The 22,462-nt window shown below is 72.9% G+C and carries 22 protein-coding genes, 1 tRNA gene and 1 pseudogene; 14 read left to right on the plus strand and 10 right to left on the minus strand.

From position 1 onward, the window contains the following. The 4 genes and pseudogenes from AB0G02_RS10845 to AB0G02_RS10860 all read right to left on the minus strand — a co-directional run. Positions 1–690: pseudogene (locus tag AB0G02_RS10845) on the minus strand (molybdopterin-binding protein); the annotation flags it as partial. Then, positions 687–1,289 carry an SAM-dependent methyltransferase gene (locus AB0G02_RS10850; RefSeq protein ID WP_360792423.1) on the minus strand — a complete coding sequence of 201 codons (603 nt, stop codon included), beginning with the start codon at positions 1,287–1,289 and terminating at the stop codon, positions 687–689. The pseudogene AB0G02_RS10845 and the gene AB0G02_RS10850, both read right to left, overlap by 4 nt. Further along, positions 1,286–1,948: a DUF2064 domain-containing protein gene (locus tag AB0G02_RS10855; protein WP_360792425.1), complete on the minus strand. Its 663-nt coding sequence runs from the start codon at positions 1,946–1,948 to the stop codon at positions 1,286–1,288. The genes AB0G02_RS10850 and AB0G02_RS10855 overlap by 4 nt, the downstream gene beginning before the upstream one ends. Positions 1,949–1,989: 41 nt before the next feature. Further along, positions 1,990–2,646: a glycosyltransferase family 2 protein gene (locus tag AB0G02_RS10860; RefSeq protein WP_360792427.1), complete on the minus strand. Its 657-nt coding sequence runs from the start codon at positions 2,644–2,646 to the stop codon at positions 1,990–1,992. Between the two features lie 148 nt (positions 2,647–2,794). Here AB0G02_RS10860 and AB0G02_RS10865 point away from each other — a divergent pair, with 148 nt between their 5' ends. Genes AB0G02_RS10865 through AB0G02_RS10875 form a run of 3 tightly spaced genes read left to right on the plus strand, consistent with a single transcriptional unit; the run spans position 2,795 to position 5,717 of the window. After that, the gene (locus AB0G02_RS10865) at positions 2,795–3,994 is read left to right on the plus strand and encodes a hypothetical protein (protein ID WP_360792461.1); all 1,200 of its coding nucleotides are present in this window, start codon (positions 2,795–2,797) and stop codon (positions 3,992–3,994) included. 8 nt (positions 3,995–4,002) lie between these two features. Beyond that, positions 4,003–4,698, plus strand: a complete 696-nt coding sequence (locus AB0G02_RS10870; RefSeq protein WP_360792429.1) for a response regulator transcription factor — start codon at positions 4,003–4,005, stop codon at positions 4,696–4,698. After that, positions 4,698–5,717, plus strand: coding sequence for a HAMP domain-containing sensor histidine kinase (locus tag AB0G02_RS10875; RefSeq protein WP_360792431.1), 1,020 nt, complete (start codon positions 4,698–4,700; stop codon positions 5,715–5,717). The genes AB0G02_RS10870 and AB0G02_RS10875 overlap by 1 nt, the downstream gene beginning before the upstream one ends. Here the strand turns inward: AB0G02_RS10875 and AB0G02_RS10880 are convergent. Then, positions 5,686–6,705: an NAD-dependent epimerase/dehydratase family protein gene (locus AB0G02_RS10880; RefSeq protein WP_360792433.1), complete on the minus strand. Its 1,020-nt coding sequence runs from the start codon at positions 6,703–6,705 to the stop codon at positions 5,686–5,688. The two genes, AB0G02_RS10875 and AB0G02_RS10880, sit on opposite strands and share 32 nt — an antisense overlap. Positions 6,706–6,800: 95 nt before the next feature. Between AB0G02_RS10880 and AB0G02_RS10885 the strand changes: the two genes are divergently transcribed. Next, entirely contained in the window at positions 6,801–7,301 is a 501-nt protein-coding gene (locus tag AB0G02_RS10885) for a molybdenum cofactor biosynthesis protein B (protein WP_123748144.1), read from the plus strand. A 285-nt stretch (positions 7,302–7,586) separates the two neighbouring features. On the opposite strand, the gene mscL is transcribed toward AB0G02_RS10885, so the two are convergent. The 4 genes from mscL to AB0G02_RS10905 all read right to left on the minus strand — a co-directional run bounded on the left by mscL (position 7,587) and on the right by AB0G02_RS10905 (position 10,504). Then, positions 7,587–8,063 (minus strand): large-conductance mechanosensitive channel protein MscL, encoded by a 477-nt coding sequence (gene mscL / locus AB0G02_RS10890; RefSeq protein ID WP_360792435.1) that lies wholly within the window; start codon positions 8,061–8,063, stop codon positions 7,587–7,589. A gap of 789 nt (positions 8,064–8,852) precedes the next feature. Further along, the gene (locus AB0G02_RS10895) at positions 8,853–9,362 is read right to left on the minus strand and encodes an SAF domain-containing protein (protein ID WP_360792437.1); all 510 of its coding nucleotides are present in this window, start codon (positions 9,360–9,362) and stop codon (positions 8,853–8,855) included. Positions 9,363–9,450: 88 nt separating this feature from the next. Further along, positions 9,451–9,753 (minus strand): FmdB family zinc ribbon protein, encoded by a 303-nt coding sequence (locus AB0G02_RS10900; RefSeq protein WP_360792439.1) that lies wholly within the window; start codon positions 9,751–9,753, stop codon positions 9,451–9,453. Positions 9,754–9,841: 88 nt separating this feature from the next. After that, the gene (locus tag AB0G02_RS10905; RefSeq protein ID WP_360792441.1) at positions 9,842–10,504 is read right to left on the minus strand and encodes a 5-formyltetrahydrofolate cyclo-ligase; all 663 of its coding nucleotides are present in this window, start codon (positions 10,502–10,504) and stop codon (positions 9,842–9,844) included. Between the two features lie 38 nt (positions 10,505–10,542). On the opposite strand from AB0G02_RS10905, the gene AB0G02_RS10910 reads away from it, so the two are divergent. From AB0G02_RS10910 to AB0G02_RS10930, 5 genes are all read left to right on the plus strand, one after another. Then, positions 10,543–11,424, plus strand: coding sequence for a UTP--glucose-1-phosphate uridylyltransferase (locus tag AB0G02_RS10910; RefSeq protein WP_360792443.1), 882 nt, complete (start codon positions 10,543–10,545; stop codon positions 11,422–11,424). Positions 11,425–11,437: 13 nt separating this feature from the next. After that, entirely contained in the window at positions 11,438–12,661 is a 1,224-nt protein-coding gene (gene glp / locus AB0G02_RS10915) for a gephyrin-like molybdotransferase Glp (RefSeq protein WP_360792445.1), read from the plus strand. A gap of 16 nt (positions 12,662–12,677) precedes the next feature. After that, positions 12,678–13,334 carry a GNAT family protein gene (locus AB0G02_RS10920; protein ID WP_360792447.1) on the plus strand — a complete coding sequence of 219 codons (657 nt, stop codon included), beginning with the start codon at positions 12,678–12,680 and terminating at the stop codon, positions 13,332–13,334. 161 nt (positions 13,335–13,495) lie between these two features. Further along, a complete protein-coding gene (gene glpR, locus AB0G02_RS10925) occupies positions 13,496–14,206 on the plus strand; it encodes a gephyrin-like molybdotransferase receptor GlpR (RefSeq protein WP_360792448.1) in 711 nt (236 codons plus the stop codon). A 63-nt stretch (positions 14,207–14,269) separates the two neighbouring features. Beyond that, positions 14,270–14,342, plus strand: a tRNA-Ala gene (locus tag AB0G02_RS10930). A gap of 220 nt (positions 14,343–14,562) precedes the next feature. Here the strand turns inward: AB0G02_RS10930 and AB0G02_RS10935 are convergent. Next, on the minus strand, positions 14,563–15,453 hold the full coding sequence (locus tag AB0G02_RS10935; RefSeq protein WP_360792450.1) for a hypothetical protein: 891 nt from the start codon (positions 15,451–15,453) through the stop codon (positions 14,563–14,565). A gap of 289 nt (positions 15,454–15,742) precedes the next feature. On the opposite strand from AB0G02_RS10935, the gene AB0G02_RS10940 reads away from it, so the two are divergent. The 5 genes from AB0G02_RS10940 (at position 15,743) to AB0G02_RS10960 (ending at position 22,365) form a co-directional block, all read left to right on the plus strand. Continuing rightward, on the plus strand, positions 15,743–18,715 hold the full coding sequence (locus tag AB0G02_RS10940) for a UvrD-helicase domain-containing protein (RefSeq protein ID WP_360792452.1): 2,973 nt from the start codon (positions 15,743–15,745) through the stop codon (positions 18,713–18,715). Between the two features lie 30 nt (positions 18,716–18,745). Next, the gene (locus AB0G02_RS10945) at positions 18,746–19,165 is read left to right on the plus strand and encodes a VOC family protein (protein ID WP_360792454.1); all 420 of its coding nucleotides are present in this window, start codon (positions 18,746–18,748) and stop codon (positions 19,163–19,165) included. 315 nt (positions 19,166–19,480) lie between these two features. Continuing rightward, on the plus strand, positions 19,481–20,188 hold the full coding sequence (locus AB0G02_RS10950; RefSeq protein WP_360792456.1) for a Crp/Fnr family transcriptional regulator: 708 nt from the start codon (positions 19,481–19,483) through the stop codon (positions 20,186–20,188). 81 nt (positions 20,189–20,269) lie between these two features. Beyond that, positions 20,270–20,842, plus strand: coding sequence for a hypothetical protein (locus AB0G02_RS10955; RefSeq protein WP_360792457.1), 573 nt, complete (start codon positions 20,270–20,272; stop codon positions 20,840–20,842). A 209-nt stretch (positions 20,843–21,051) separates the two neighbouring features. Continuing rightward, positions 21,052–22,365 carry an alpha-lytic protease prodomain-containing protein gene (locus tag AB0G02_RS10960; protein WP_360792459.1) on the plus strand — a complete coding sequence of 438 codons (1,314 nt, stop codon included), beginning with the start codon at positions 21,052–21,054 and terminating at the stop codon, positions 22,363–22,365. The last annotated feature ends 97 nt before the right edge of the window (positions 22,366–22,462 follow it).

Below are 22,462 nucleotides of genomic sequence, written 5' to 3' on the forward strand. Positions count from 1 at the left end.
GCCGACGGTCAGCCGCCAGTCCCCGTCCACCGCGGACACGCCCGCGGCGGAGGCCGTGCGGTTGATCGGCAGCGCGACCGACCGCGTGCCCAGCACCGACACCGCCCGCAGCCACGGGACCGTGCCGCCCGCCGTGGCGAGCACCGCGACCGCCGCCGCCCCGCCCGTCGTGAGCAGGAACCCGCGCCGGCTGAGCGTGCCCCGGCGCACCTCCTCGGCGGGTGCGCGCATGAGCGGCAGCTTGACGGCGACGTGCACCAGCAGCGCGCCGACCGCGACCCACGCGACCGCGTGGTGTGCGGGCGGGAAGAAGAACCGCCACGGGTAGTTCTGCACCGCGTTGAACAGGCCCGTGACCAGCTCGAAGAACGCCGCGCCGAGCAGCACGAGGACCGAGCCGCGCTCCAGCGCGTGCGGCAGCGACTTCACCAGCGGCCGTTCGAACAGCTTCGGGTAGACCGTCCACAGCTTCGCGAGCAGCAGCGGGATCGCGGCCACGCCCGACATGACGTGCACGCCCTGCGTCACCCGGTAGAGGCCCACCGGACGGGTGGGCCAGGCGAACCACCCGGGCGGGTGCTGGATGTAGTGGCTGAGCAGCCCGGTGACGAAGCACAGGCCGAAGGCGACGCCCAGCCACAGGCCGATCCGGGTGGCCGTGTGCGGGCTGGACTCGCGCCGGGGCGTCACGACCGCACCAGCTCGGTGAACCAGCGGCCGTCGCGCTCGACCAGCCACCGCGGTCGCAACCCGGCCCGCGCGGCGACGGCCGTGACGGCCCGCGCGTCGACCCTCGCCCAGTCGAACCAGGGGCCGCCCGCGACCCGCGCCCGGTCCCGGCGCAGCCCGCAGCCGGGCGGTTCCACCTCCACCAGCACGCTCCCGCGCCGGTGCACGAGCACGCGGGCCCGGCGCAGCAGCGCGACCGGGTCGCCGCCGATGCCGATGTTGCCGTCCGCGAGCAGCACGTGCGCCCACCGCCCCGTGCCGGGCAGCCGGCCGAGCACGTCGCGGTGCAGCGCCGGGCCGCCCCTGGTCCGGGTGAGGGCGACGGCCAGCGGCGAGTGGTCCACGCCCAGCGCCACCACCCCGCGCCGGACCAGAGCCGCGACGAGCCGTCCGGGCCCGCAGCCGAGGTCGACGGTCGGGCCGTGGCACGCGTCGAGCAGCACGTGGTCGGCGTCGTTCGCGTCGTCGTGCCAGCGGTCGACCGGCAGCGGCACGTGGTCGCCGCCCGCCAGGTCGAGCCGGCACTCCGCGCCGCCGAGGCCGACGTCGAACGCGGTCACCGCAGCGCCCCGAGGTGGGCGAGGGCGGCGGCGAACCGGGTGTGCGGCACGTCGGCGGCGACCCGGCGGGCGGTGGCCATGTCGTCCACGTCGGACAGCACGGGCAGCACGGCGGTGTCGCGGTCGCCCAGCGCCAGCAGCGTCCGCGCCCCGGTGTCGGGCCGGGACATCGGCACCGCGCGCAGCGCGGCGGCCACCGCGGGGTCCCGGAGCCCGAGCGCCCACCACCCGCCGTCGGCCGCCGGGCCGAGCACGGCGTCGTGCGCGAGGAGCCGTTCGACCGACTCGGCCAGCAGCAGCGGCGTGACCTGCGGGGTGTCCATGCCGATCTGGAACACCGGCAGGCCGTGCGCGCGGTGGGTGTCGACGTGCGCGTTGGCCAGCCGGTCGGCGAACGACGCACCCCGCTGCGGCAGCACCGTGAAGTGGCGCAGCACGGCCCGGATCTCGGCCGACCGGCACGCGTCGCCCAGCGACCCGGTCATCGCCACGACCGGCCGCACGCGCGGCGTGGCCAGCACGGCGTCGAGGGTGTCCAGCAACGCGGCGGCGGCGACCTCGGCCGCCTCACCGGGCGTCGCGGGCGGGCACAGGCGGGTCTTCGCCAGTCCGGGGACGGGCGCCTTGGCCACCACCAGCAGGCTCGCGGTCGGCGTCATCGGCGGGGGTGTCTGCGGCGGGGGTGTCTTCGAGGGGGGCGTCATCGCAGCACCGACGCCATGTCCCGCACCGCGCGCACGGTGCCGCGCACCGAACCCGACACCTTCGACTTCGTGCCCGCCGCCCGAGGCCCGTAGCGGACGTCCCGCTCGACCACCCGCCACCCGGCGGAGGCCGCGCGCAGCAGCAGTTCGAGCGGGTAGCCGAACGCCCGGTCCTCCACCCCCAGGTCCAGCAGGTCCTGGCGGCGGAACGCCCGCATCGGCGCGATGTCGCGCACCGGCAGCCCCTTGTGCCGCAGCAACGCGGCCAGCACCGCGTTGCCCGCCCGCGCGTGCCACGGCCAGCTGCCCGCCTCCGGCACCCGCCGCCCCACCGCCAGGTCCGCCCCGGCCAGCAGCGCCACCAGGTCCGGCAGCTCGCGCGGGTCCAGCGAGCCGTCCGCGTCGAGCACGCAGACCACCTCCGAGCGCGCACGCTCCACGCCCGTGTGCACGGCCGCGCCGTACCCGGGCCGCGGCTCGTGCACGACCTCCGCGCCCAGCGAACGGGCGATGTCCGGTGAGCCGTCGCGCGATCCGTTGTCCACCACCAGCGCCCGGTAGCCGGCGGGCATGGCCCGCAGCACGCCCGGCAGCGCCGCCGCCTCGTCCAGGCAGGGGAGCACCACGTCGATTTCGTCCACGAACAACAGCATGGACGGCCGGAACCCGTTGTGCCGCTTACCGAATCCTGACGTGTGAACCAGTTCTTACGGACCGCTGACGGATGCCCCCTCGGCCGCGCGGCGACGACCCGACCGGCCTTACCGTGGGCGTGTGCTCCGTGTCCTGGCCGCCGCGGCCCTGGTCGTCTCGGCCGTCGTGGCCGGTGTCGCCGTGGGCGGTGAGCGCACGTTCGCGGGCGCGGCCCCCCTGTTCGCCGGGTGGTTCCCGCACGTCGGCGTCGGCACGCCGATGGCCGTGCTGGTGGCGTTGGCGGTGGTGGTGTGGGGACCGGACCTGGCCGCGCGGCTGCCGTGGCGGGCGGCGTTGGGCGCGGGGTACGCCGCGGCCGTGGCCTGGACGTTCTCCCTGGCCCTGGTGGACGGGTGGGACCGGGGCTTCGCCGGGCGGCTGACCACGTCCGACGAGTACCTGCACGAGGTGCCGGGCGTGACCGACGTCGGCGCGGCGCTGCGCGGGTTCTCCTCCCGGATCCTGGACTTCCAGCCCGACTCGTGGACCGTGCACGTGTCCGGGCACCCGCCGGGCGCGCTGCTGGTGTTCGTCGGGCTCGACCGGGTCGGGCTGTCCGGCGGCGCGTGGGCCTCGGCGTTCGTGGTGCTGGTCGGCGCGCTGACGGCGGTCGCGGTGCCGGTGGCGGTGCGGGCGTTCGACTCCGAGGAGCGCGCGCGGGCCGTGCTGCCGTTCGTGGCGCTGTTCCCCGGCGCGGTGTGGGTGGGGGTGTCGGCCGACGGGATGTTCGCGGGCGTGACGGCGTGCGGCATCGCGCTGCTGGCGACGCGGCGCGCGGTGGCCGGCGGCGTCGTGCTCGGGTTCAGCGTCTTCCTGTCCTACGGGCTGGTGCTGATGGGCCTGCTGGCGCTGGTCGTGCTGTGGCCGTCCTGGCGGCGGATCGGTCTCGCGGTGCTGGGCGCGCTGGGGGTGGTGGGGGTGTTCGCGGCGCTCGGGTTCTGGTGGGTCGACGGCTACCACCTGGTGGTCGAGCGGTACTACCAGGGCATCGCGTCGTCCCGCTCGTACGGGTACTGGGTGTGGGCGAACCTGGCCGCAGCCGTGCTGGCCTGCGGGTTCGCGCCGTTCGCCGCGCGGTGGCGGGGTCGGTTCACAGGTTCCGGCGCTTCCGCCACACTGGCCGCAGCGGCGGTGGTCGCCATCCTGGTGGCCGACGTGTCCGGCTTGAGCAAGGCCGAGGTGGAGCGGATCTGGCTGCCGTTCACGGTGTGGCTGCTCGTGTTCGTGCCGGACCGGCGACGACCGTGGCTGGCGGCGCAAGCGGTGACCGCGCTCGCGGTCAACCACCTCCTGCTGACCAACTGGTGAGGACCGACATGGATCAGACGACCGGCCGGGTCCTCGTCGTGGACGACGACGTGACCGTGCGGGACGTGGTGCGCCGGTACCTGGAGCTGGCCGGGTACGAGGTCGAGCTGGTCGGTGACGGCGAGAGCGCGCTGCGCCGGTTCGCCGAGCGGGAACCCGACCTGGTGGTGCTGGACCTGATGCTGCCCGGCGTCGACGGTCTGGAGGTGTGCCGCCGGCTGCGGGTGCGCAGCGCGGTGCCGGTGGTGATGCTGACCGCCCTCGGGGAGGAGGAGGACCGCATCGCCGGGCTCCAGCTCGGCGCGGACGACTACGTGACCAAGCCGTTCAGCCCGCGCGAGCTGGCGTTGCGGGTGACGTCGGTGCTGCGCCGGTCGCGGGTGGCGGCGTCGCGGTCGTCGTCCGTGCTGACCGACGGCGGGCTGCGGGTCGACGTGGGCGCGCGGTCGGCGTGGCTGGACGGTCGGGAGCTGTCGCTGACCACGCGCGAGTTCGACCTGCTGGTGTTCTTCCTGACCCACCGCGGCACCGCGTTCGGCCGGGGCGAGCTGCTGTCGCGGGTGTGGGGTTGGGAGTTCGGGGACCAGTCCACCGTGACCGTCCACGTGCGACGGTTGCGGGAGAAGGTGGAGGTCGACTCGGCCCGGCCGGTGCGGATCGCCACCGTGTGGGGTGTCGGCTACCGGTACGACGGCGGTGCGTGATGTTGACCGAGATCTACCACATCCTGCCCTACGCGGTGCTGTTCTCGCTGCCGCTGGCGCTGCTCGGGGCGGTGGTGCTGCGGCGGTTGTCGAGCGGCTCGCTGGCCACGGCGCTGACCGTGCTGGCGATCGTGCCGGTGGTGGCGACCGTCGGCGGCGTGCTGGCGGTCAGCGGGTTCATGTTCACCCCCATCCTCACCACGACCGTGCTGGTGTGCCTGCTCGTGGCGCTGGTGACGGTGCCGACGGCGGTGCTGCTGGGCCGGGCGCTGGCGCGGCGCAGCGTGTGGGAGAGCGAGGCGCGGGCCCGGGAGCGCGCGGCCGAGGCGTCCCGGCGCGAGCTGGTGGCGTGGATCAGCCACGACCTGCGCACGCCGCTGGCCGGCATCCGGGCGATGGCCGAGGCGCTGGCCGACGGCGTGGTGTCGCGCCGGGACGAGGTCACCGGGTACGCGAGCCGGATCTCCGCCGAGGCCGAGGCGCTGTCCGGGATGGTGGACGACCTGTTCGAGCTGTCCCGCATCACCGCGGGCGCGCTGCGGCTGACGTTGTCGGAGGTGCCGCTGGCCGACGTGGTGAGCGAGGTGGTCGCGGCGGAGAGCCCGGTCGCCTCGCGCAAGGGCGTGCGGCTGCTGGCGGACGCGGCGACGTGGCCGGTGGTGCTGGGCAGCGACCCGGAGCTGGCGCGGGTGGTGCGCAACCTGCTGTCCAACGCGATCCGCCACACCCCGCCGGACGGGACGGTGGCCGTGCAGGTGGGCGTGGAGGGCTCGTCGGCGCTGCTGCGCGTGGACGACGGCTGCGGCGGCATCCCGGAGGCCGACCTGCCCCGGGTGTTCGACGTGGCGTTCCGCGGCACGCCGCACCGGCAGCCGGTCGGCGGCGGCCTGGGCCTGGCGATCGCCCGCGGCCTGGTGGAGGCGCACCGGGGCACGATCGACGCCCACAACCACGGCCGGGGCTGCCGGTTCGAGGTGCGGCTGCCGCTCAGCGCAGCGGGTCCGTTGCGAACTGCTTGACCCCCGCCGCGAACGACTTGGCCGCGTGGAAGCCGAGCAGCTCCCGCGCCCGGGCCGGGTCCGCGACGACGTGCCGCACGTCCGCCGGGCGTGCCCCGCCGACGACGCGCGGCTCCGGTCCGCCGCACGCCTGCGCCAGGTGGGCGGCGAGGTCACCGATGGTGTGCGGCTCGCCCGAGCAGATGTTGAGCGGGGTGAACGTTCCGGGTGCTCCCGGTCGGTGCAGCGCCAGCACGTTGGCCCGCGCCACGTCGCTGACGTGCACGAAGTCCCGGCGCTGCCGCCCGTCTTCGAGGACGGTGGGCGCCTCCCCGCGTTCGAGGGCGCTGCGGAACAGGCTCGCCACGCCCGCGTACGGCGTGTCCTTCGGCATCCTCGGGCCGTAGACGTTGTGGTACCTGAGCGCCCACACGCCGCCGCCCGTCTGCCGGGCCCACGCGGCCGCGTAGTGCTCCTGGGCGAGCTTGCTGGCGGCGTACGTGCTGCGGGGGTCCAGCGGGGCGTCCTCGGGCACCAGGCGCGGCTCCAGCGGGCTGCCGCAGTGCGGGCACGGCGGTTCGTAGCCGCCCCGGTCGAGGTCGGCCTGCCGCCGCGGCGCGGCCCGGACGACCCCGTGCTCGGCGCACTCGTACCGACCCTCGCCGTAGACGACCATCGACGAGGCCATGACCAGGCGCTTCACCCCCACCTCGTGCATCGCCGCGAGCAGCACGGCGGTGCCCAGGTCGTTGTTGCGGGCGTAGAGCGGCGCGTCGGACGGGTCGAGGCCGTGGCCCACTACGGCGGCCTGGTGGCACACCGCGTCCACTCCTTCGAGGAGGTTTTTCACCGTGTCGAGGTCGGTGACGTCGTGAGTCCTGGACGGACGGTCACGGTGGGCCTGGGGGAGGTAGGCGTCGAGCACGACGACGTCGTGGTCGGCCGCGGTCAGGTGGTCGACGACGTGGGAGCCGATGAACCCGGCTCCGCCGGTGAGGAGAACGCGCACGTCACCGAAGTTAGGGGTGGTTCGGGGGGAACGCGCGGTGCGGCAGCGTGACGTCACGGAACCGTCAGATCCACCGATTGGTTACGGTGACGCGCATGGAACGCAGCGCGCAGCGCCTGGGACGCGCCCTTGTCGTGATCGTGGACGACCGGGTGGCGCACGGTGAGCACGACGACAGCACAGGACCGCTGGTCACCGAGTTGCTGGAGGAAGCAGGGTTCATCGTCGACGGCACGGTCGCGGTGGAGGGCGAGGTGGTGGGCATCCGCGCCGCGCTCAACACCGCGGTCATCGGCGGGGTCGACCTGGTCGTCACCGTCGGCGGCACGGGTGTGTCGCCGCGCGACGTCACGCCGGACGCCACGCAGGGCGTGCTCGACCGGCCGATCAGTGGCATCGCCGAGGCGCTCCGCGCCTCGGGGTTGGCGGCGGGTGCCGTCGACGCGGGCATCTCGCGGGGTCTGGTCGGCGTGTCCGGCAGCACCCTCGTGGTGAACCTCGCCGGGTCGCGGTCGGCGGTGCGCGACGGCATGGCGACCTTGTCGGCGCTCGTGCCGTACGTGATCGAACAGCTCTCCGGGCTCGACGAGGCATGACCGGGCCCGCTGACGACGCCGACGTCCCCGACTCCCCGGCCGCCGCGTCACCCGCCGCTGCCGCGGAGGAGGCGGCCGGAGGGTTCGTCGGACGAGCCCCGCCCGTCCGGACGTGACGACCGGTGGTACGAGGAGAACCGGCCGCCGCACCACGGCGGCTAGGTCTCCGCTCAGCAGCCGGCGGGAGGGCCGGCCTCGGGGTGGACGTCGACCGTGCAGCCCTTGCACGATCGACGTGCCCACCCGGGCGTTGCCGCGCTCATCGACGTCGGTCGCGAGTGCTGCTTACGAGGGGAACTCCTGGCCGCCCCGCACGACGGGTCGCTCCTGGCCTCCGCCCCGCACGGACGGGAACTCCTGGTCGCGGCTCTGGCGCTGGTGCTGGGCGGCGAGCAGGTCGCGGATCTCGGTGAGCAGCTCGATGTCGCTGGGCTCGGAGGGACCGGGCTCCTCGCCGCGCTTGCGGCGCTCCTTCAGCTTGTTCATCGGCATGACGAAGATGAAGTAGACGACCGCGGCGACGATCAGGAAGTTGATCACCGCGGTGATGATCGCGCCGAAGTCGAGGACGGTCTTGTCGTTGTCGCCCAGCCGCACGGCCAGGCCTTCGACGTTGCTGCCGCCGAACAACGCGATGATCGGGTTGATCAGGTGGGACGTGAACGCGGTGACGATGGCGTTGAACGCCGCGCCGATGACGACCGCCACGGCGAGGTCGATCACGTTGCCGCGCATGAGGAAGTCCTTGAAGCCCTTGATCACGGTGTGACTCCTCCGCTCGGTGGGCATGGTTGGGGGCCAGCGGAGAGTAACCGCTCGGCGTCACCAAGACGCCGCCACGCCCACCTGCCCCCCGGTTCACCCACCACCGCCCCAACCCCGCCACCCCCACCAGACCGCAGCCGCAGCCACCCGCCGCCCCGGCTCGCGAAGCAGGCGGCAGGCGGGAGGCGGGAGGGGGCCTGGCGACGTGCGGCGAAGCGAGCACCAAGCCGAGCGCGCTCAGCAGCGGTGCAGCGGTGGAGCAGCGCATCGGTGAAGGACGAGGCAGCGGGGTGCGCAGCCAACGGGTCCGGCGGGTCCGGCGGGTTCGGCGGTCGGCGGGGTCGGCGGGTCCGGCGGGCAGCGGGGTCGGGGGCCGAAGGCCCGGCGGGTCCGGCAGGTCGGCGGGTCCGGTCATCCGGCGGGTCAGCGGGTCCGGCGGGTGAGTGGTCAGCGGGTCCGCCGGTCAACAGGTCCGGCGGGTCAGCGGTCAGCGGGGTCGAAGGGGCGGCAGGTCCGGCGGGTCCGATCGTCCGGTGGTCAGCGGGTCCGGCGGATGAGTGGCCAACGGGTCCGGCGGGTCAATGGGTCCGGCGGGTCAGCGGGTCCGGCGGGTGCGGCGGTCGGCGGGTGCGGGGGGCGGAAGGTCCAACGGGTCCGGCGGTCAGCGGGGTCGGCGGGTCCGGCGGTCAGCGGGGTCCGGTGGGTCGGCGGTCAACGGGTCCGGAGGGTCGGCAGGTCCGGCGGGTGGCGGCCGGCGGGCCGGGGGCGGGCCGGAGCGTCGGGCGGTCAGCGCAGGATCACGGCCACCGGGCCAGCGAGGGATTCGGCGGCCAGGTGGTGCGCGGCGGCGCGGTTGGCGGAGATCACGACCACCTCGCCCTCGCGCACGGCCACCACCGAGGCGTCCGCCGCCAGCACCTGCGACTCCGCGCCCACCACGTCGACCCGGCTCCCCGGCCGCAGCAGGCCCACCACGCCCGCGTCGGACAGCCGCACGGCCACCGACGACACCTCCGGGTCGACCGGGGCCAGGCGGGCGTCCGTCAGCGGCTCGCCCGACCGCGCCGCGCCCACCAAACCGCGACCTAACGCCTCCGCCCGCGACACCACCCCGGCGGGTGACAGGGAAGGCGGCACGGCGACCACCCGCACGTCGTCCGCACCCAGCGCCACGCCGGGCGCGAGGTCGCGCGCGGCGACCAGGACGTCGACCGTCGACTCACCGGGCAGCACGGCCACGCCGAGCGCCACCAGGGCCAACAGGCCCGCCAGGATCCTTCTGAGGTGGAGGAGCATGGACCCGACGGTAGGGACGGGGCGGCGGCGCGGACAGCACGAACCCCCGAGCTGTGGACAACTCGGGGGCCTGTGGACAACTACCCGCTCAGGACGCGGCGGCGGCCGGCGCTGAAGACGAGGACGACGAAGACGAGGACGTCGACGTGCTGGAGGTCGAAGCGGACTTCGACTCCGACTTCGGCGCGTCGCTCTTCGGCGCGGCAGAGGAAGCCGAACGGCTGTCGGTCCGGTAGAAGCCGCTGCCCTTGAACACGACACCGACCGCGCCGTAGAGCTTGCGCAGCTTGCCGGAGCACTGGGGGCACTCGGTCAGCGCGGAGTCCGAGAAGGACTGCACCGCTTCGAACCGGTGGTCGCACTCGGTGCAGGCGTACTGGTAGGTCGGCACGGTGAGCCCTCCACGAGTCCTGGTTGGCACTCCTCCGTCACGAGTGCCAACACCGATGATGCGCCACGCGGCATATGTGGCGCAAACATCACAGGTCAACGTCACAGCACCAGCGGCCCTGCGGCACCGGCAGCGGCAGCCGCACCAACCCCGACCCGGGCGTCAGGACCGCGTCCACCCGGACGTCGTGCGGCTCGGCCGGCAACGAGGGCACGAACTCCTCGTCCCGCACAACCGCCACCACCGGACCTGTGGACAACCCCAACGCGCGGTCGTAGTAGCCGCCGCCCTTGCCCAACCGCACCCCCGAGTGGTCGACCGCCAACGCCGGCACCAGCACCAACGCCGCCGCCCCGACCGCCGCCGCGCCCAACCGCGGTCCCACCGGCTCCAACAGCCCGAACGCGCCCGACCGCAACCCGTCCAGCCCGCCGTCCGACGACTCCGGGCCGGACGCCTCCCCACCCGACACCCCCGGACCGGGGTCGTACGCCGCCCAGTCCAACCCCTCCCCGACGACCACCGGCAGCAACACCCGCAACCCGCGCGACCGCAGCGACTCCACCATCGCCAACGACCCCGGCTCCGCCGCCGAAGCCACGTAAGCGCACACCGTCCCACCAGCGGAAACACCGTAACCGTCCACGGCGAGCAGCACCTCCGCCGCCATCGACGGCATGACCGCGCCCCGCCGCGCGGCCCGCAGCCGTGCGCGCAGCGTCGCCTTCCGATCACCTTCACCGGACGTCATGGCAGGTCACCCTAAGCGCGCCGTTACGCTCGCTGCTCATGAGCGCCTTCCAGACAGCAATCGTGCCGGCGGCAGGCCTGGGCACGCGCTTCCTCCCCACCACCAAAGCGGTGCCCAAGGAGCTGCTGCCGGTCGTCGACACCCCTGGCATCGAGCTCGTCGCCGCCGAAGCGGCCGAAGCGGGCGCGACGAAGCTCGTGATCGTGACCTCGCCCGGCAAGGACGCGGTCGCGGAGTACTTCCGCCCGCAGCCCGAGCTGGAGGCGACGCTCGAGGAGCGCGGCAAGTCCGACCTGCTCGCCAAGGTCCGCCGCGCCCCGAACCTGCTCACCGTCGAGACCGCCGTCCAGGACAAGGCGCTGGGCCTCGGCCACGCGGTCGGCTGCGCGGAGGGCAACCTGACCGGCGCGGACGAGGCCGTCGCCGTGCTGCTGCCGGACGACCTCGTGCTGCCCACGGGCGCGCTGAAGAAGATGGCCGCCGTCCGCGAGAGGTTCGGCGGCACGGTGCTGTGCGCGTTCGACATCCCCAAGGAGCAGATCTCCGCCTACGGCGTCTTCGACGTCGAGGACACCGGTGACGACGACGTCAAGAAGGTCGTCGGCATGGTCGAGAAGCCGAAGGCCGAGGACGCGCCGTCCACGTTCGCCGCGGCCGGCCGCTACCTCCTCGACCGGGCGATCTTCGACGCCCTCAAGCGCATCACGCCGGGCGCCGGCGGCGAGCTCCAGCTCACCGACGCCATCGCGCTGCTGATCAACGAGGGTCACCCGGTGCACGTCGTCGTCCACCGGGGTGGGCGACACGACCTGGGCAATCCGGGTGGTTTCCTCAAGGCTGCGGTTGACTTCGCACTGGAGCACCCCGACTACGGGCCCGAGCTGGGGGAGTGGTTGCGGGCACGCCTCGCCAACTCCTGAACGAGGTCAACACATGAGGTCAGTGGACGAGCAGCTCGCCAGGGTCGTCGCCGCCGCCGTGCGGCCCGCCCCCGTCCGGGTGGCGATCTCCGAGTCGCAGGGCCTGCTCTGCGCCGAGGAGGTCGTCGCCGAGCGGGCGTTGCCCGGTTTCGACCAGGCGGCGGTCGACGGCTACGCGGTGCGCAGCGTCGACGTGCAGGCGGCCAACGAGGAACCGGTCACGCTCCCCGTGGTCGGTGAGATCCCCGCGGGGTCGCGCCAACCGAGACGGCTGCAACCCGGCCAGGCGGTCCGGGTCGCGACCGGGGCGGCGCTGCCCACCCTGGCCGACGCCGTGGTGCCCCTCGGCTACACCGACGGGCACCCGGCCAAGGTGACCGTGCGGCGCCCGGTGCCGTCCGCGGCGTTCGTGCGGCGCACCGGCGAGGACGTGCAGACCGGTGACGTCGCGGTGCGCCGGGGCGCGTCCATCGGCTCCGCCCAGGTCGGCCTGCTGGCCGCCGTCGGACGCAACAAGGTGCTGGTCCACCCGAGGCCGCGGGTGTCGGTGGTCTCGATCGGGGAGGAGCTGGTCGACGTCGACCGCACCCCCGGCCAGGGGCAGGTCTACGACGTCAACTCCTACGCGCTGGCCGCCGCCGCGCGGGACGCCGGCGCCGAGGTCAGCCGGGTCGGCATCCAGTCGTCGGACCCGCGCCGGCTGCGCGAGGTGGTCGAGGGCAGGCTGCTGCTGTCGGAGATCGTGGTCGTCGCGGGTGGCGTCGGGGGCGTCATCGGTGACGAGGTGCGGGCCGCGGTCGCGGACCTCGGTGACATCGACGTCACCCGCGTCGCCATGCACCCCGGCTCGGTGCAGGGCTTCGGCCGGCTCGGACCGGACGCGGTGCCCACGTTCCTGCTGCCCGCGAACCCGATGAGCGCCCTGGTCGTTTTCGAAGTGCTGGTGCGTCCGCTGATCCGGGCCGCGCTGGGCAAGCGCAACCCGTACCGGCGGGCGGTCAGCGCGCGGCTGCTGTCGCCGCTGACCTCGACCAAGGGCCGGCGCGGCTACCTGCGCGGCCAGCTGCTGCGCGACGCGGACAACGGCGAGTACCTGGTGCAGCCGCTGGGTACCTCCGGGTCGCACCTGCTGGCGTCGTTGGCCGAGGCGAACTGCCTGATCATGGTCGACGAGGACGTGACGGACGTGGCGGTCGGGGAAGAGGTCGTGGTCAGCTTCCTCGCCCAACGAGGGTGAACGCGGTGGGGGGACGGTGAGCTTCGCGGGCGAGGGCGGTCGGCACCCCGGTTGGCCGGCACGCCTCGGACCGCTGCGGGTCGACGCCGGGCTGGTCGCGCTGCGCCCGCCCAAGCTGTTCGACGCCTCGGCGTGGGCGCGGGCCCGGCTGCGGGACCAGGCGTACCTGGAGGACTGGGAACCGACCGTCACCGACGGGTGGCACGAGCGCAACTCCCCGCTGGCCTGGCCCGCGCAGTGGTCGTCGCTGAAGTCCCTGGCCCGGCGCGGCCAGGCGCTGCCGTTCACGATCACCGTGGACGACGAGCTGGCCGGGCAGATCACCGTGGGGAACATCGTGCGCGGCTCGTTGCGCTCGGCGTGGGTCGGCTACTGGGTCGCGGCCGACCGGGCGCGCGGCGGCGTGGCCACGGCGGCGCTGGCGCTCGTCGTGGACCACTGCTTCGGCGCGGCCGGGCTGCACCGGCTGGAGGCCACCGTGCGGCCCGAGAACCAGGCCAGCCTCCGGGTGCTCACCAAGGCCGGTTTCCGCGAGGAGGGCCTCTTCCAGCGCTACCTCGACGTAGCCGGCGCCTGGCGCGACCACCTCTGCTTCGCGATGACGGCCGAAGAGGCGTCGCCGGAGGGATTGGTACGCCGATTGGTCGCACAGGGGTACGCCCGTACTGCCTGATCTGCGGGCCGACCGGCTTATTCGGATCACCCGAAAGTGGGTGATACACCACACTTTGGTACGTACGCCAGACGGCGTGCCTCCGACACAGGTGTGACTGTTGTGACTAGCGTGGCAAGCGCACCACCGAGCGCGCCGCGGGGTAGGGGGAGGTGACGGGGATGCCGAGCTCGCTGATCGTCGTGGGACTGGTCGTGGCCTGGTTGGTCGTCCTCGTGCCGATGGTCGCGCGCAAGCGCGCCGACGCGTCGCGCGGCAGCGTGGAGGAGGAGTACGACACCATGCCCGACGCCGACGACTTCGAGGACTACGACTACTACGACGAGCCGGACGCCGAGGAGCCCGTCGGGCACCGCCCGTTCCGCCCCGGCCGGGGCGGCTACGACCCGGAGACGGCCGCGATCGTGGCGCAGGCCAAGTACGCGTTCCGCCGCCGGGTCGTCGGGACGCTGCTGCTCCTGGCCCTCGTCACCGGCGTCGTCGCGGGCGTGCTCTACCCGCTGGTCTGGTGGGGCCACGCCGCCGTGGACGTGACGCTCGTCTCCTACCTCGCGTACCTGCGCCGCCAGGTGCGGATCGAGGAGGACATCCGCGCGCGCCGCGTGGCGAGGCACGCCCAGGCCCGCCGTCGCCCGTCGACGACGCGCCAGGCCGCCGCCCAGTCGCAGCCGGCCACCGCGCCCGCGTCCGCGGACGGGGAGTCGCCGGAGGACGAGGCGACCCGCGACCAGCCCGGCCTGCCCCCGCAGCCCAGGTACAGCCACCAGGTCCGCCCCGGCACGGTCGTGGTGGACCCGGACGACGAGGACCCGCTGTTCGTCGAGCTGGAGGGCCCGGCCGCCCTCCCGTACCGGCGGGCGTCGGGCGAGTAGCAGGGGGGTGGCGTAACCACCCCCCGGCTACTGATATGCTTCCCCCGCACGACAACAGAACACGGGGCTGTAGCGCAGTTGGTAGCGCGACTCGTTCGCATCGAGTAGGTCAGGGGTTCGATTCCCCTCAGCTCCACTCGTCGGGGGTAACGGTGGTTGGCTGAAAGCGCCACCAACCTCGCCCCGTTGCTATTCGTGGGAGTGCAACCCCCACGCCCCGCCCGGAGGGCTTCGCCCCCGGAACCCCGAGTGGCGTCGGGTCCGGGGTGGACCGTGCACCGGGTGCGGGTGGATCGTGAACGCCCTCGGCCCCCAGCCCGAGGGGTCGGGTGGGGGCCGCAGGTGGCGTGCGGGGGTTACGGGAGGGACTCGCAGGCCCTGCCGTCGTGGTCGCCGTCGAGGTCCGCGACGTCGCCGTAGTACGGGTAGTAGAGGTCGAACCACGCCTGGGCGTCGCGTTGCGTGGCGAAGTTGGAGCAGTCCACGCTGTTGCCCGGGTTCGAGGGCGCCCGGACCTCCGGGGACGGGCTGCCCGCGCCGACCCACTCCTGGTAGCTGATGGACCGCTCGAACGCCGGGCCCTGGTAGTAGATCGCCGGGGCGGTGCCGTACTTGTAGAAGTGGTCGTTCGCGACCCGCTGCACCACGCGCGGCGTCGGGAAGGACTCGTTGCTCCACTGGCCGTAGTCGATCGAATAGCCGGAACCGGCGGACAGGTTCGTCATCCGCATGATGTTCGGCGCCCAGGACAGCTTCAGGAAACCCTCGTTGGAACGGGTGCCGAAGGGCTGGAAACCGGACGCGGACCACTCGTTGTAGGTGAGCTTGTGCTTCACCGCGTCCTCGCCCTGGACGAAGATCTCGTTGGACGTGCCCCACTGGTAGTAGGTGCTGCCCGCGATCCAGCCCGCCGTGCGCGGGACCGGGCTGCCGGACGCGCGCCACTGGGGCTCGGTGAGCCGGTCCCAGTCCCACGTGGACTGCGGGGTGCCCCAGAACGTGACCGCGTAGACGGTGGGCGACCAGGAGTACTTCACGTAGTCGGTCGGTGAGGGCGCGGGCTGCGGGAAGTTGGCGGCGGCCCATTCCTCGTAGCTGAGGGCGCGGGCGTTGCCGCCGTCGACGCGCCACACGGTCGGGTCGAACGGCTGCTTGTAGTACCCGTCGGCCACCGCCGCGCTCGCGGGGGCCGCCACGGCGACGGCCAACCCGAACGCGACACCGGCACCCACGAGTGCCGCCGCCATCCGTCTGATCGCTCTCAAATGACTCGCCTTCCGTCCATCCCCGAACTCCGATGCCGATGGGACTTTCGGCGTTCGGCCCCAGTTGTTACAGCTCGGAGTTGCGGCCGGGCGCAATTGATCCGATCGAGTGAATTAAGGCGGTGATGATCGGCCATTTCTCCCGCATTTGTGCGGTATGGGTAACGGCGGGCGGGGGGTCTCGATGCACGAAGGTGTGGAACGCTCGGCTTTGCCCGCTTCGCGAACCCGTGGGTGAGGGGGCTGTGGATCACTCACTACGATCTCGCCGGTGCGCTTCGTGGCGGATCTCCACATCCACTCCAAGTACTCGCGGGCGTGCAGCCGCGACTGCGACCTCGAACACCTGACCTGGTGGGCCCGGCGCAAGGGGATCTCGCTGGTCGGCACCGGCGACTTCACCCACCCGGCCTGGTACGACCACCTGACCGAGAACCTGGTCGAGGCCGGGCCCGGCCTGTTCCGGCTGCGCGACGACCTGGACCGCGACATCGACCGGACGCTGCCGCCGTCGTTGGCCGCCGCACCGGTGCGGTTCATGCTGTCGGTGGAGATCTCCACGATCTACAAGCGCGGCGACCGCACCCGCAAGGTGCACCACCTCGTGTACATGCCGGACCTGGCGTCGGCCGCGCGCTTCAACGCCCGGCTGGCCAAGATCGGCAACCTCGGGTCCGACGGGCGGCCGATCCTGGGGCTGGACTCCCGGGACCTGCTGGAGATCACCCTGGAGTGCGGCGGCTACCTGGTGCCCGCGCACGTCTGGACGCCGTGGTTCGCGGTGCTCGGCTCGAAGTCCGGGTTCGACGCCATCGAGGACTGCTACGTCGACCTCGCGTCGCACGTCTTCGCCGTCGAGACCGGCCTGTCGTCCGACCCGGACATGAACTGGCGCGTCTCCGGCCTGGACAAGTACCGCCTGGTCAGCAACTCCGACGCGCACTCGCCGCCCGTGCTGGGGCGTGAGGCGACCGTCTTCGACACGGACCTCGACTACTACTCGGTGCGCGCGGCGCTGGAGACCGGTGACGGGTTCGCCGGGTCGTTGGAGTTCTTCCCCGAGGAGGGCAAGTACCACGTCGACGGGCACCGCAAGTGCGGTGTGCGGATGGAGCCCGAGGAGACGTTGGCGCACAACGGGATCTGCCCGGAGTGCGGCAAGCCGTTGACGGTCGGGGTGCTCAGCCGGGTGCAGGAGCTGGCCGACCGGCCGCACGGCGCGCGACCGGACGGCGCGGCCGGGTTCACCAGCCTGGTGCCGTTGCCGGAGGTCGTGAGCGAGATCGTCGGCACCGGGCCGAAGAGCAAGAAGGTGCTGTCGGAGATCGACAAGCTGACCGCGGCGCTGGGCCCGGAGCTGGTGATCCTCCAGGACGTCCCGGTGGACGACATCGCCGTGCACTCGCCGCTGCTGGCCGAGGCGGTGACCCGGCTGCGGCGCGGCGAGGTGGTGCGCGACTCCGGGTACGACGGCGAGTACGGCGTGATCCGGCTGTTCGAGGCGGGGGAGCTGGAGCGGCGGCGATCGGCCTTCGCGCTGTTCGACTACGCCGCGCCCGTTCCGTCCACTGTGGAGCGCCCACGTCCGGCCGCCGCGCCCGTCGACGTGCCCGCGGTCGCGCCGGCCGCCCCCGTCGGCACGTCCTTGTTGGACGGGCTGGACCCGGAGCAGCGCGCGGCGGCCGAGGTGGACGGTGGGCCGTTGCTGATCATCGCCGGACCCGGCACCGGGAAGACGCGGACGTTGACGCACCGGATCGCGGACCTGGTGACGTCCCGGGGCGTGCCCGCCTCGGAGTGCCTGGCGATCACGTTCACCCGGCGTGCGGCGGAGGAGATGGCCGAACGCCTCGCCGCCCTCGCGCCCGCCGCCGTCGACGAGCTGACGATCGCGACGTTCCACTCCCTCGGGGTGCGGATCCTGCGCGAGCACGGCGCGGTCTTCGGGTTGTCCGGGTCGTTCGGCGTGGCGGACCCGGACGGGCAGCTGGCGGTAGCGCTGTCGGTCGTCGCGGACGAGAAGGAGGCGCGGGCGCTCATCGCCTCGGGCGACGACCGGTACAAGAAGGCGCTGCGGGTGCAGGACCTGGTGGACTTCGACGACCTGATCGCGTTGCCGCTGTCGCTGCTGGAGGAGTCGCCCGACCTCGTCGCCGCCTACCGCGCCCGGTGGCGCTGGGTGTCGGTGGACGAGTACCAGGACGTCGACGAGCAGCAGTACCGGCTGCTGCGGCTGCTCGTGCCGCCGGACGGCAACCTGACCGCGATCGGTGACCCGGACCAGGCGATCTACCGGTTCCGCGGTGCCGACGTCGGGTTCTTCCTGCGGTTCCGGGAGGACTTCCCGGGCGCGCGGACGGTGCAGCTGACCCGGAACTACCGGTCGTCGACGGCGGTCGTGACGGGTGCGCTGGAGGTGATCGCGCCGACGTCCCTCGTGCCGGGGCGCGAGCTGCGGCCGATGGTGGACCACGGTTCGGCCCCGATCGGCGTGCACCACGCGTCGTCGGAGGCGGCCGAGGCGGCGTTCGTGGCGCGGACGATCGAGCAGGTGCTGGGCGGGGCGTCGTTCCACGCGCTCGACAGCGGGCGCGTGGTGGGTGACGGCACGCAGGGCCTGGGCTTCTCCGACTTCGCCGTGCTGTACCGGACGGACCGGCAGTCGCGGGCCCTGGTCGACGCCCTGACCCAGTCCGGGCTGCCGTTCCAGAAGCGCTCGCACGACCGGTTGGCCGACCGCCCCGGGGTGGCGCGGATCGCGGGCGAGGTGCGCGACGCCGCCGGTGGCACGGTGCTGGAGCGGGTCCGTGCCGTGGCCGGCGAGGACCACACGGCGTACGAGCTGCTCAAGCCGCTGGCCGCTGAGTGCGGGACGGACTTCGAGCGGTTCCACACCGCGCTCGCGCTGGGGGTGGAGGTCGACACGTGGGATCCCCGGGCGGACCGGATCTCGCTGCTCACCCTGCACGCGTCCAAGGGTCTGGAGTTCCCGGTCGTGTTCATCGTCGGGTGCGAGGACGGTGTGCTGCCGATGCGTTGGCCGGGTGACGACGACCCGGCAGCGGTGGAGGAGGAGCGGCGGTTGCTGTTCGTCGGCATGACGCGAGCGCAGCGGCACCTGTTCCTGAGCCACAAGGCGGGACGTCCCAGATCCCCGTTCCTGTCGGCGCTCAAGGCCTACGAGCAGGTGGGGGACGCCCAGCCCCGCCGCAAGCGGAAGGGCACCCAGCTCAGCCTGCTCTGACTGTCGGACCCCCGGTCTACGGTCGGGTGCATGGCGCACACCATCGGCTTGGCGCTCGACTGCCACCACCCGACGCGGCTGGCGGAGTTCTGGAAGCTCGCCCTGGGCTACGAGGACGAACCCCCGCCCCCGCCGTTCACGACGCGGGAGGAGTGGGTGGCGGAGTTCGCCTCGCCCGACGACGACCAGGACGACGGCGCGTGGCTCCACGACCCGTCCGGCGTGGGTCCGAAGCTGTTCCTGCAGCAGGTGCGGGAGCCGAAGACCGAGAAGATCCGGCTGCACCTGGACGTGCGGGTGAGCCTGGAGGCGCCGAAGGCGATGCGGTGGGTGGTGGTCGAGCGGAAGGTGGCGGAACTGGTGGAGGCCGGTGGTCGCGTGGTGGGGGTGTACCCGGAGCACCACGTGGTCATGGCCGACCCGGAGGGCAACGAGTTCTGCGTCTGCTGATCTTCTGGCCCGCGCGTCGACCGGCCCGCTTTCGGTGAAAGTGATCTCCCGGAAGATCGTCGTCTTGCGCGTTCAGTTGTGGATTCCTGTTCAGGTGATGACTCGGCGAGCTCCGCACACCGCGCCCGCGCAGCCGTTCGTCGACGCGTGAGGGCGATCTGTCCCGCTTGCTGGAAAATTCGTCAGTGACGAGGCAAAGTGTCACCCAATCGGATGCCGTTCGACGGATCCACATCGGATGGAATTCGATCTCACGTCCGGGGTGGTCGGATGGGTTTCCCGTCCGAATGGAATGCGTCGGGGAGTCGGCGGGTCATGACCAACTTCATGGCACAACTCAGCGCGGGTGAACGGGATGAGCTGTACCGGTCGGGGAGGCGGGTGTCCTACAGCGCCGGCGAGATGCTGATGAGGGAGGGCGACCCCGGTGACCACGTGCTCGTGATCGCCGCGGGCGACGTCAGGATCGTGAAGAGCGAGGTCGACGGCAAGGAGCACCTGCTCAACATCTGCGGGAGCGGTGAACTGGTCGGAGAGATCGCCTGCGTCGAGGACAACGGGCGTCGGTCCGCCTCGGTGATCGCCCTGAGCCCCGGTACGGCGATCAAGATCGCCAAGGACGCCTTCGTCCGTTTCCTGCACGATCACCCGACCCTGTGGTTGTGGATCACCCGACGTTTGAGCGCGTTGTTGAGGTCAGCCGAAGCGCAGTCGGATCGAAAGTCGATCAGGGTCTTGCGCGCCGTGGCGACGCTGACCGACCGGTACGCGAACGGAAAACGCGAGGTGATCGTCCCGTGCACCCAGAAGACGATTGCCGGCTTCGCCCACGTGGCGCCGTTGACCGCGCACCGCGTCCTGAGCGACTTGAAGGAGTGCGGGCTCGCGTTCTCGCAGTACGGCAAGATCGTGGTGCCGTGCGTCCGGTGCCTCCGCGCAGCGATCGATGACGTCATGTCAACGCAAATCTACGGACAAATCATCATCGGATGTCGTGGCACGGGTGCCTGTCCTCGAGAGTGAGTGGCCACAAGCCGCACACCTCAGACCTGAACGCCGGAGACGCACGTGGACTCACTTCCCGTACCCCGCAGCGTCCTGCGGGTGGACATCGTCCGCTCCAGTGCCCGCGGAGCTGATCGGCAGACCTTCCTGGACGCACAGCTGAAGTCCGTCGTGGAGCGGGCGGCCGAGACCGGGTTGCACCTGTTGTTCCCCACTGCCGCCATGCACGTCCGTCCTGACGGTGACAGCATGACCCTGCTCATCGGACCGGAGGTGCCGAAGGCCTGGCTGCTGGCCGACTTCGTGCTGCGCGAGCTCGCCATCGCCCTGCACGACGTGAACCGCCGTGCCGACCCCGAGCACCGGCTCCAGGTGCGAGCCGCCCTCGACCACGGCGAGACCACGGTCAACGCGCCGCACCTGGGTGGGCCCGCCGTGACGACCACGGCGAGGTTGGTCGACGCGGAACCGCTCCGGGAGTTCGTCGAGCAGCACCCCGCCCAGGACCTCGCGCTGATCATCTCCGACCGGTTCTACCAGGACGTCGTGACGAGCGGCGTTCGCGGCCTCGACCGGCTGGTCTTCGACCGGGTCGAGGTCGCGGTCAAGGACTTCCAACACGTCGGCTGGCTGTTCAAGCCCGGCGTCAGCCCCGAGCGGCGGGTCGCCTAGCCGGCACGGCTCGGGTGCGGGTGCCCGGCGACGCGCGCGAGTCGGCCGGGCACCGTTCCGCCGGCGGGTCGAGTCCCAAGATCAGGAGTGGACTAGACCATAACGTGACGTTATGGCGGAACTGGCATATCCGCCGACCCCCTTGCGCCGGCTAGCGTCGGGTCACGGCCCCGCATCCCGTGTCACCACCCCTGCAAGGAGACGAGCGGATGACTCGACGTAGCGTCGCCGCGCTCGCCGTGGCGGTCCTGAGCGCTGCCGGGCTGGCAGCCGCGCTGGCCACCACCGCGACCGCCGGACCACCACCGCCCCAGCTCGCCGCGGACAGCGGCATGATCGCCGCGATGGCGCGCGACCTCCACCTCACGCCCGACCAGGCCCGCGACCGCATCGCCCGGGAGACCGCCGCGACCCGCACCGAGACCTCCCTGAAGGCGCGGCTCGGACCCGGCTTCGCGGGCGCCTGGATGAACGCCGACGCCACCCGGCTCGTCGTCGGCGTCACGGCCGCGTCCCAGATCCAGGCCGTCGAAGCCGAGGGCGCCGAGCCCAGGCTGGTCGGACGCTCCCTCGGCCGGCTCGACGCCCTCAGGTCCAAGCTCGACCGGAACGCACGGCAGGCACCCCGGTCGGTACCCGGTTGGTACGTCGACCTCCCGACCAACAGCGTCGTCGTCCTCGCCCGCGACACGGCCGCCGCGAAGGCGTTCGCGCAGGCCAGCGGCTTGGCGGAGGGGGATGTCCGGATCGAACCGTCCACTGAGGAGCCCCGTCCGCTGATCGACGTGATCGGCGGCAACGCCTACTACATCGGCAGCGGCACGCGGTGCTCGGTCGGGTTCCCGGTCAACGGCGGGTTCGTCACCGCTGGCCACTGCGGCACCCCGGGCGCGACCACGACCCAGCCCAGCGGCACGTTCGCCGGCTCCAGCTTCCCCGGCAACGACTACGCCTGGGTCCGCACGGCCGCCGGCAACACCTCCCGACCGCTCGTCAACCGCTACCCCGGCACTGTGCCGGTCGCGGGTTCCACCGAGGCGCCGGTGGGCGCGTCGGTCTGCCGCTCCGGCTCCACGACGGGCTGGCACTGCGGCACGGTCCAGCAGAAGAACGCCTCCGTGACCTACCCCGAAGGCACGATCACCGGTCTGACCCGCACGAACGCCTGCGCCGAGCCCGGCGACTCCGGCGGCTCGTGGCTGACCGGTGACCAGGCGCAGGGCGTCACCTCCGGTGGCTCCGGGAACTGCACGTCCGGCGGGACGACCTACTTCCAGCCGGTCAACGAGATCCTCCAGGTCTACGGCCTCCAGTTGGTCGTCAGCGGCGGCACGCCGACCAGCACCACCCCGCCGACCTCGACGACCACGAACCCGGGCCAGACCACCTGGCAGCCAGGCGTCGCGTACACGACCGGCTCCCTCGTGACGTACGACGGCGTCGGGTACAGGTGCTTGCAGGGGCACACGTCCCAACCAGGCTGGGATCCGCCGTCGGTGCCCGCCTTGTGGGAGAGCGCGTGAGCTAGCGGCGAGCCACGCGCGGGGGTGCGGGGGGGCCCCCCCGCGGGCGCCCCCCGCGGCCCCGCCCCGCGCACAGGTCGCCGCGGAACGGGGGCCC

Source organism: Actinosynnema sp. NPDC023658, assembly GCF_040639995.1.
Lineage (GTDB): Bacteria > Actinomycetota > Actinomycetes > Mycobacteriales > Pseudonocardiaceae > Actinosynnema.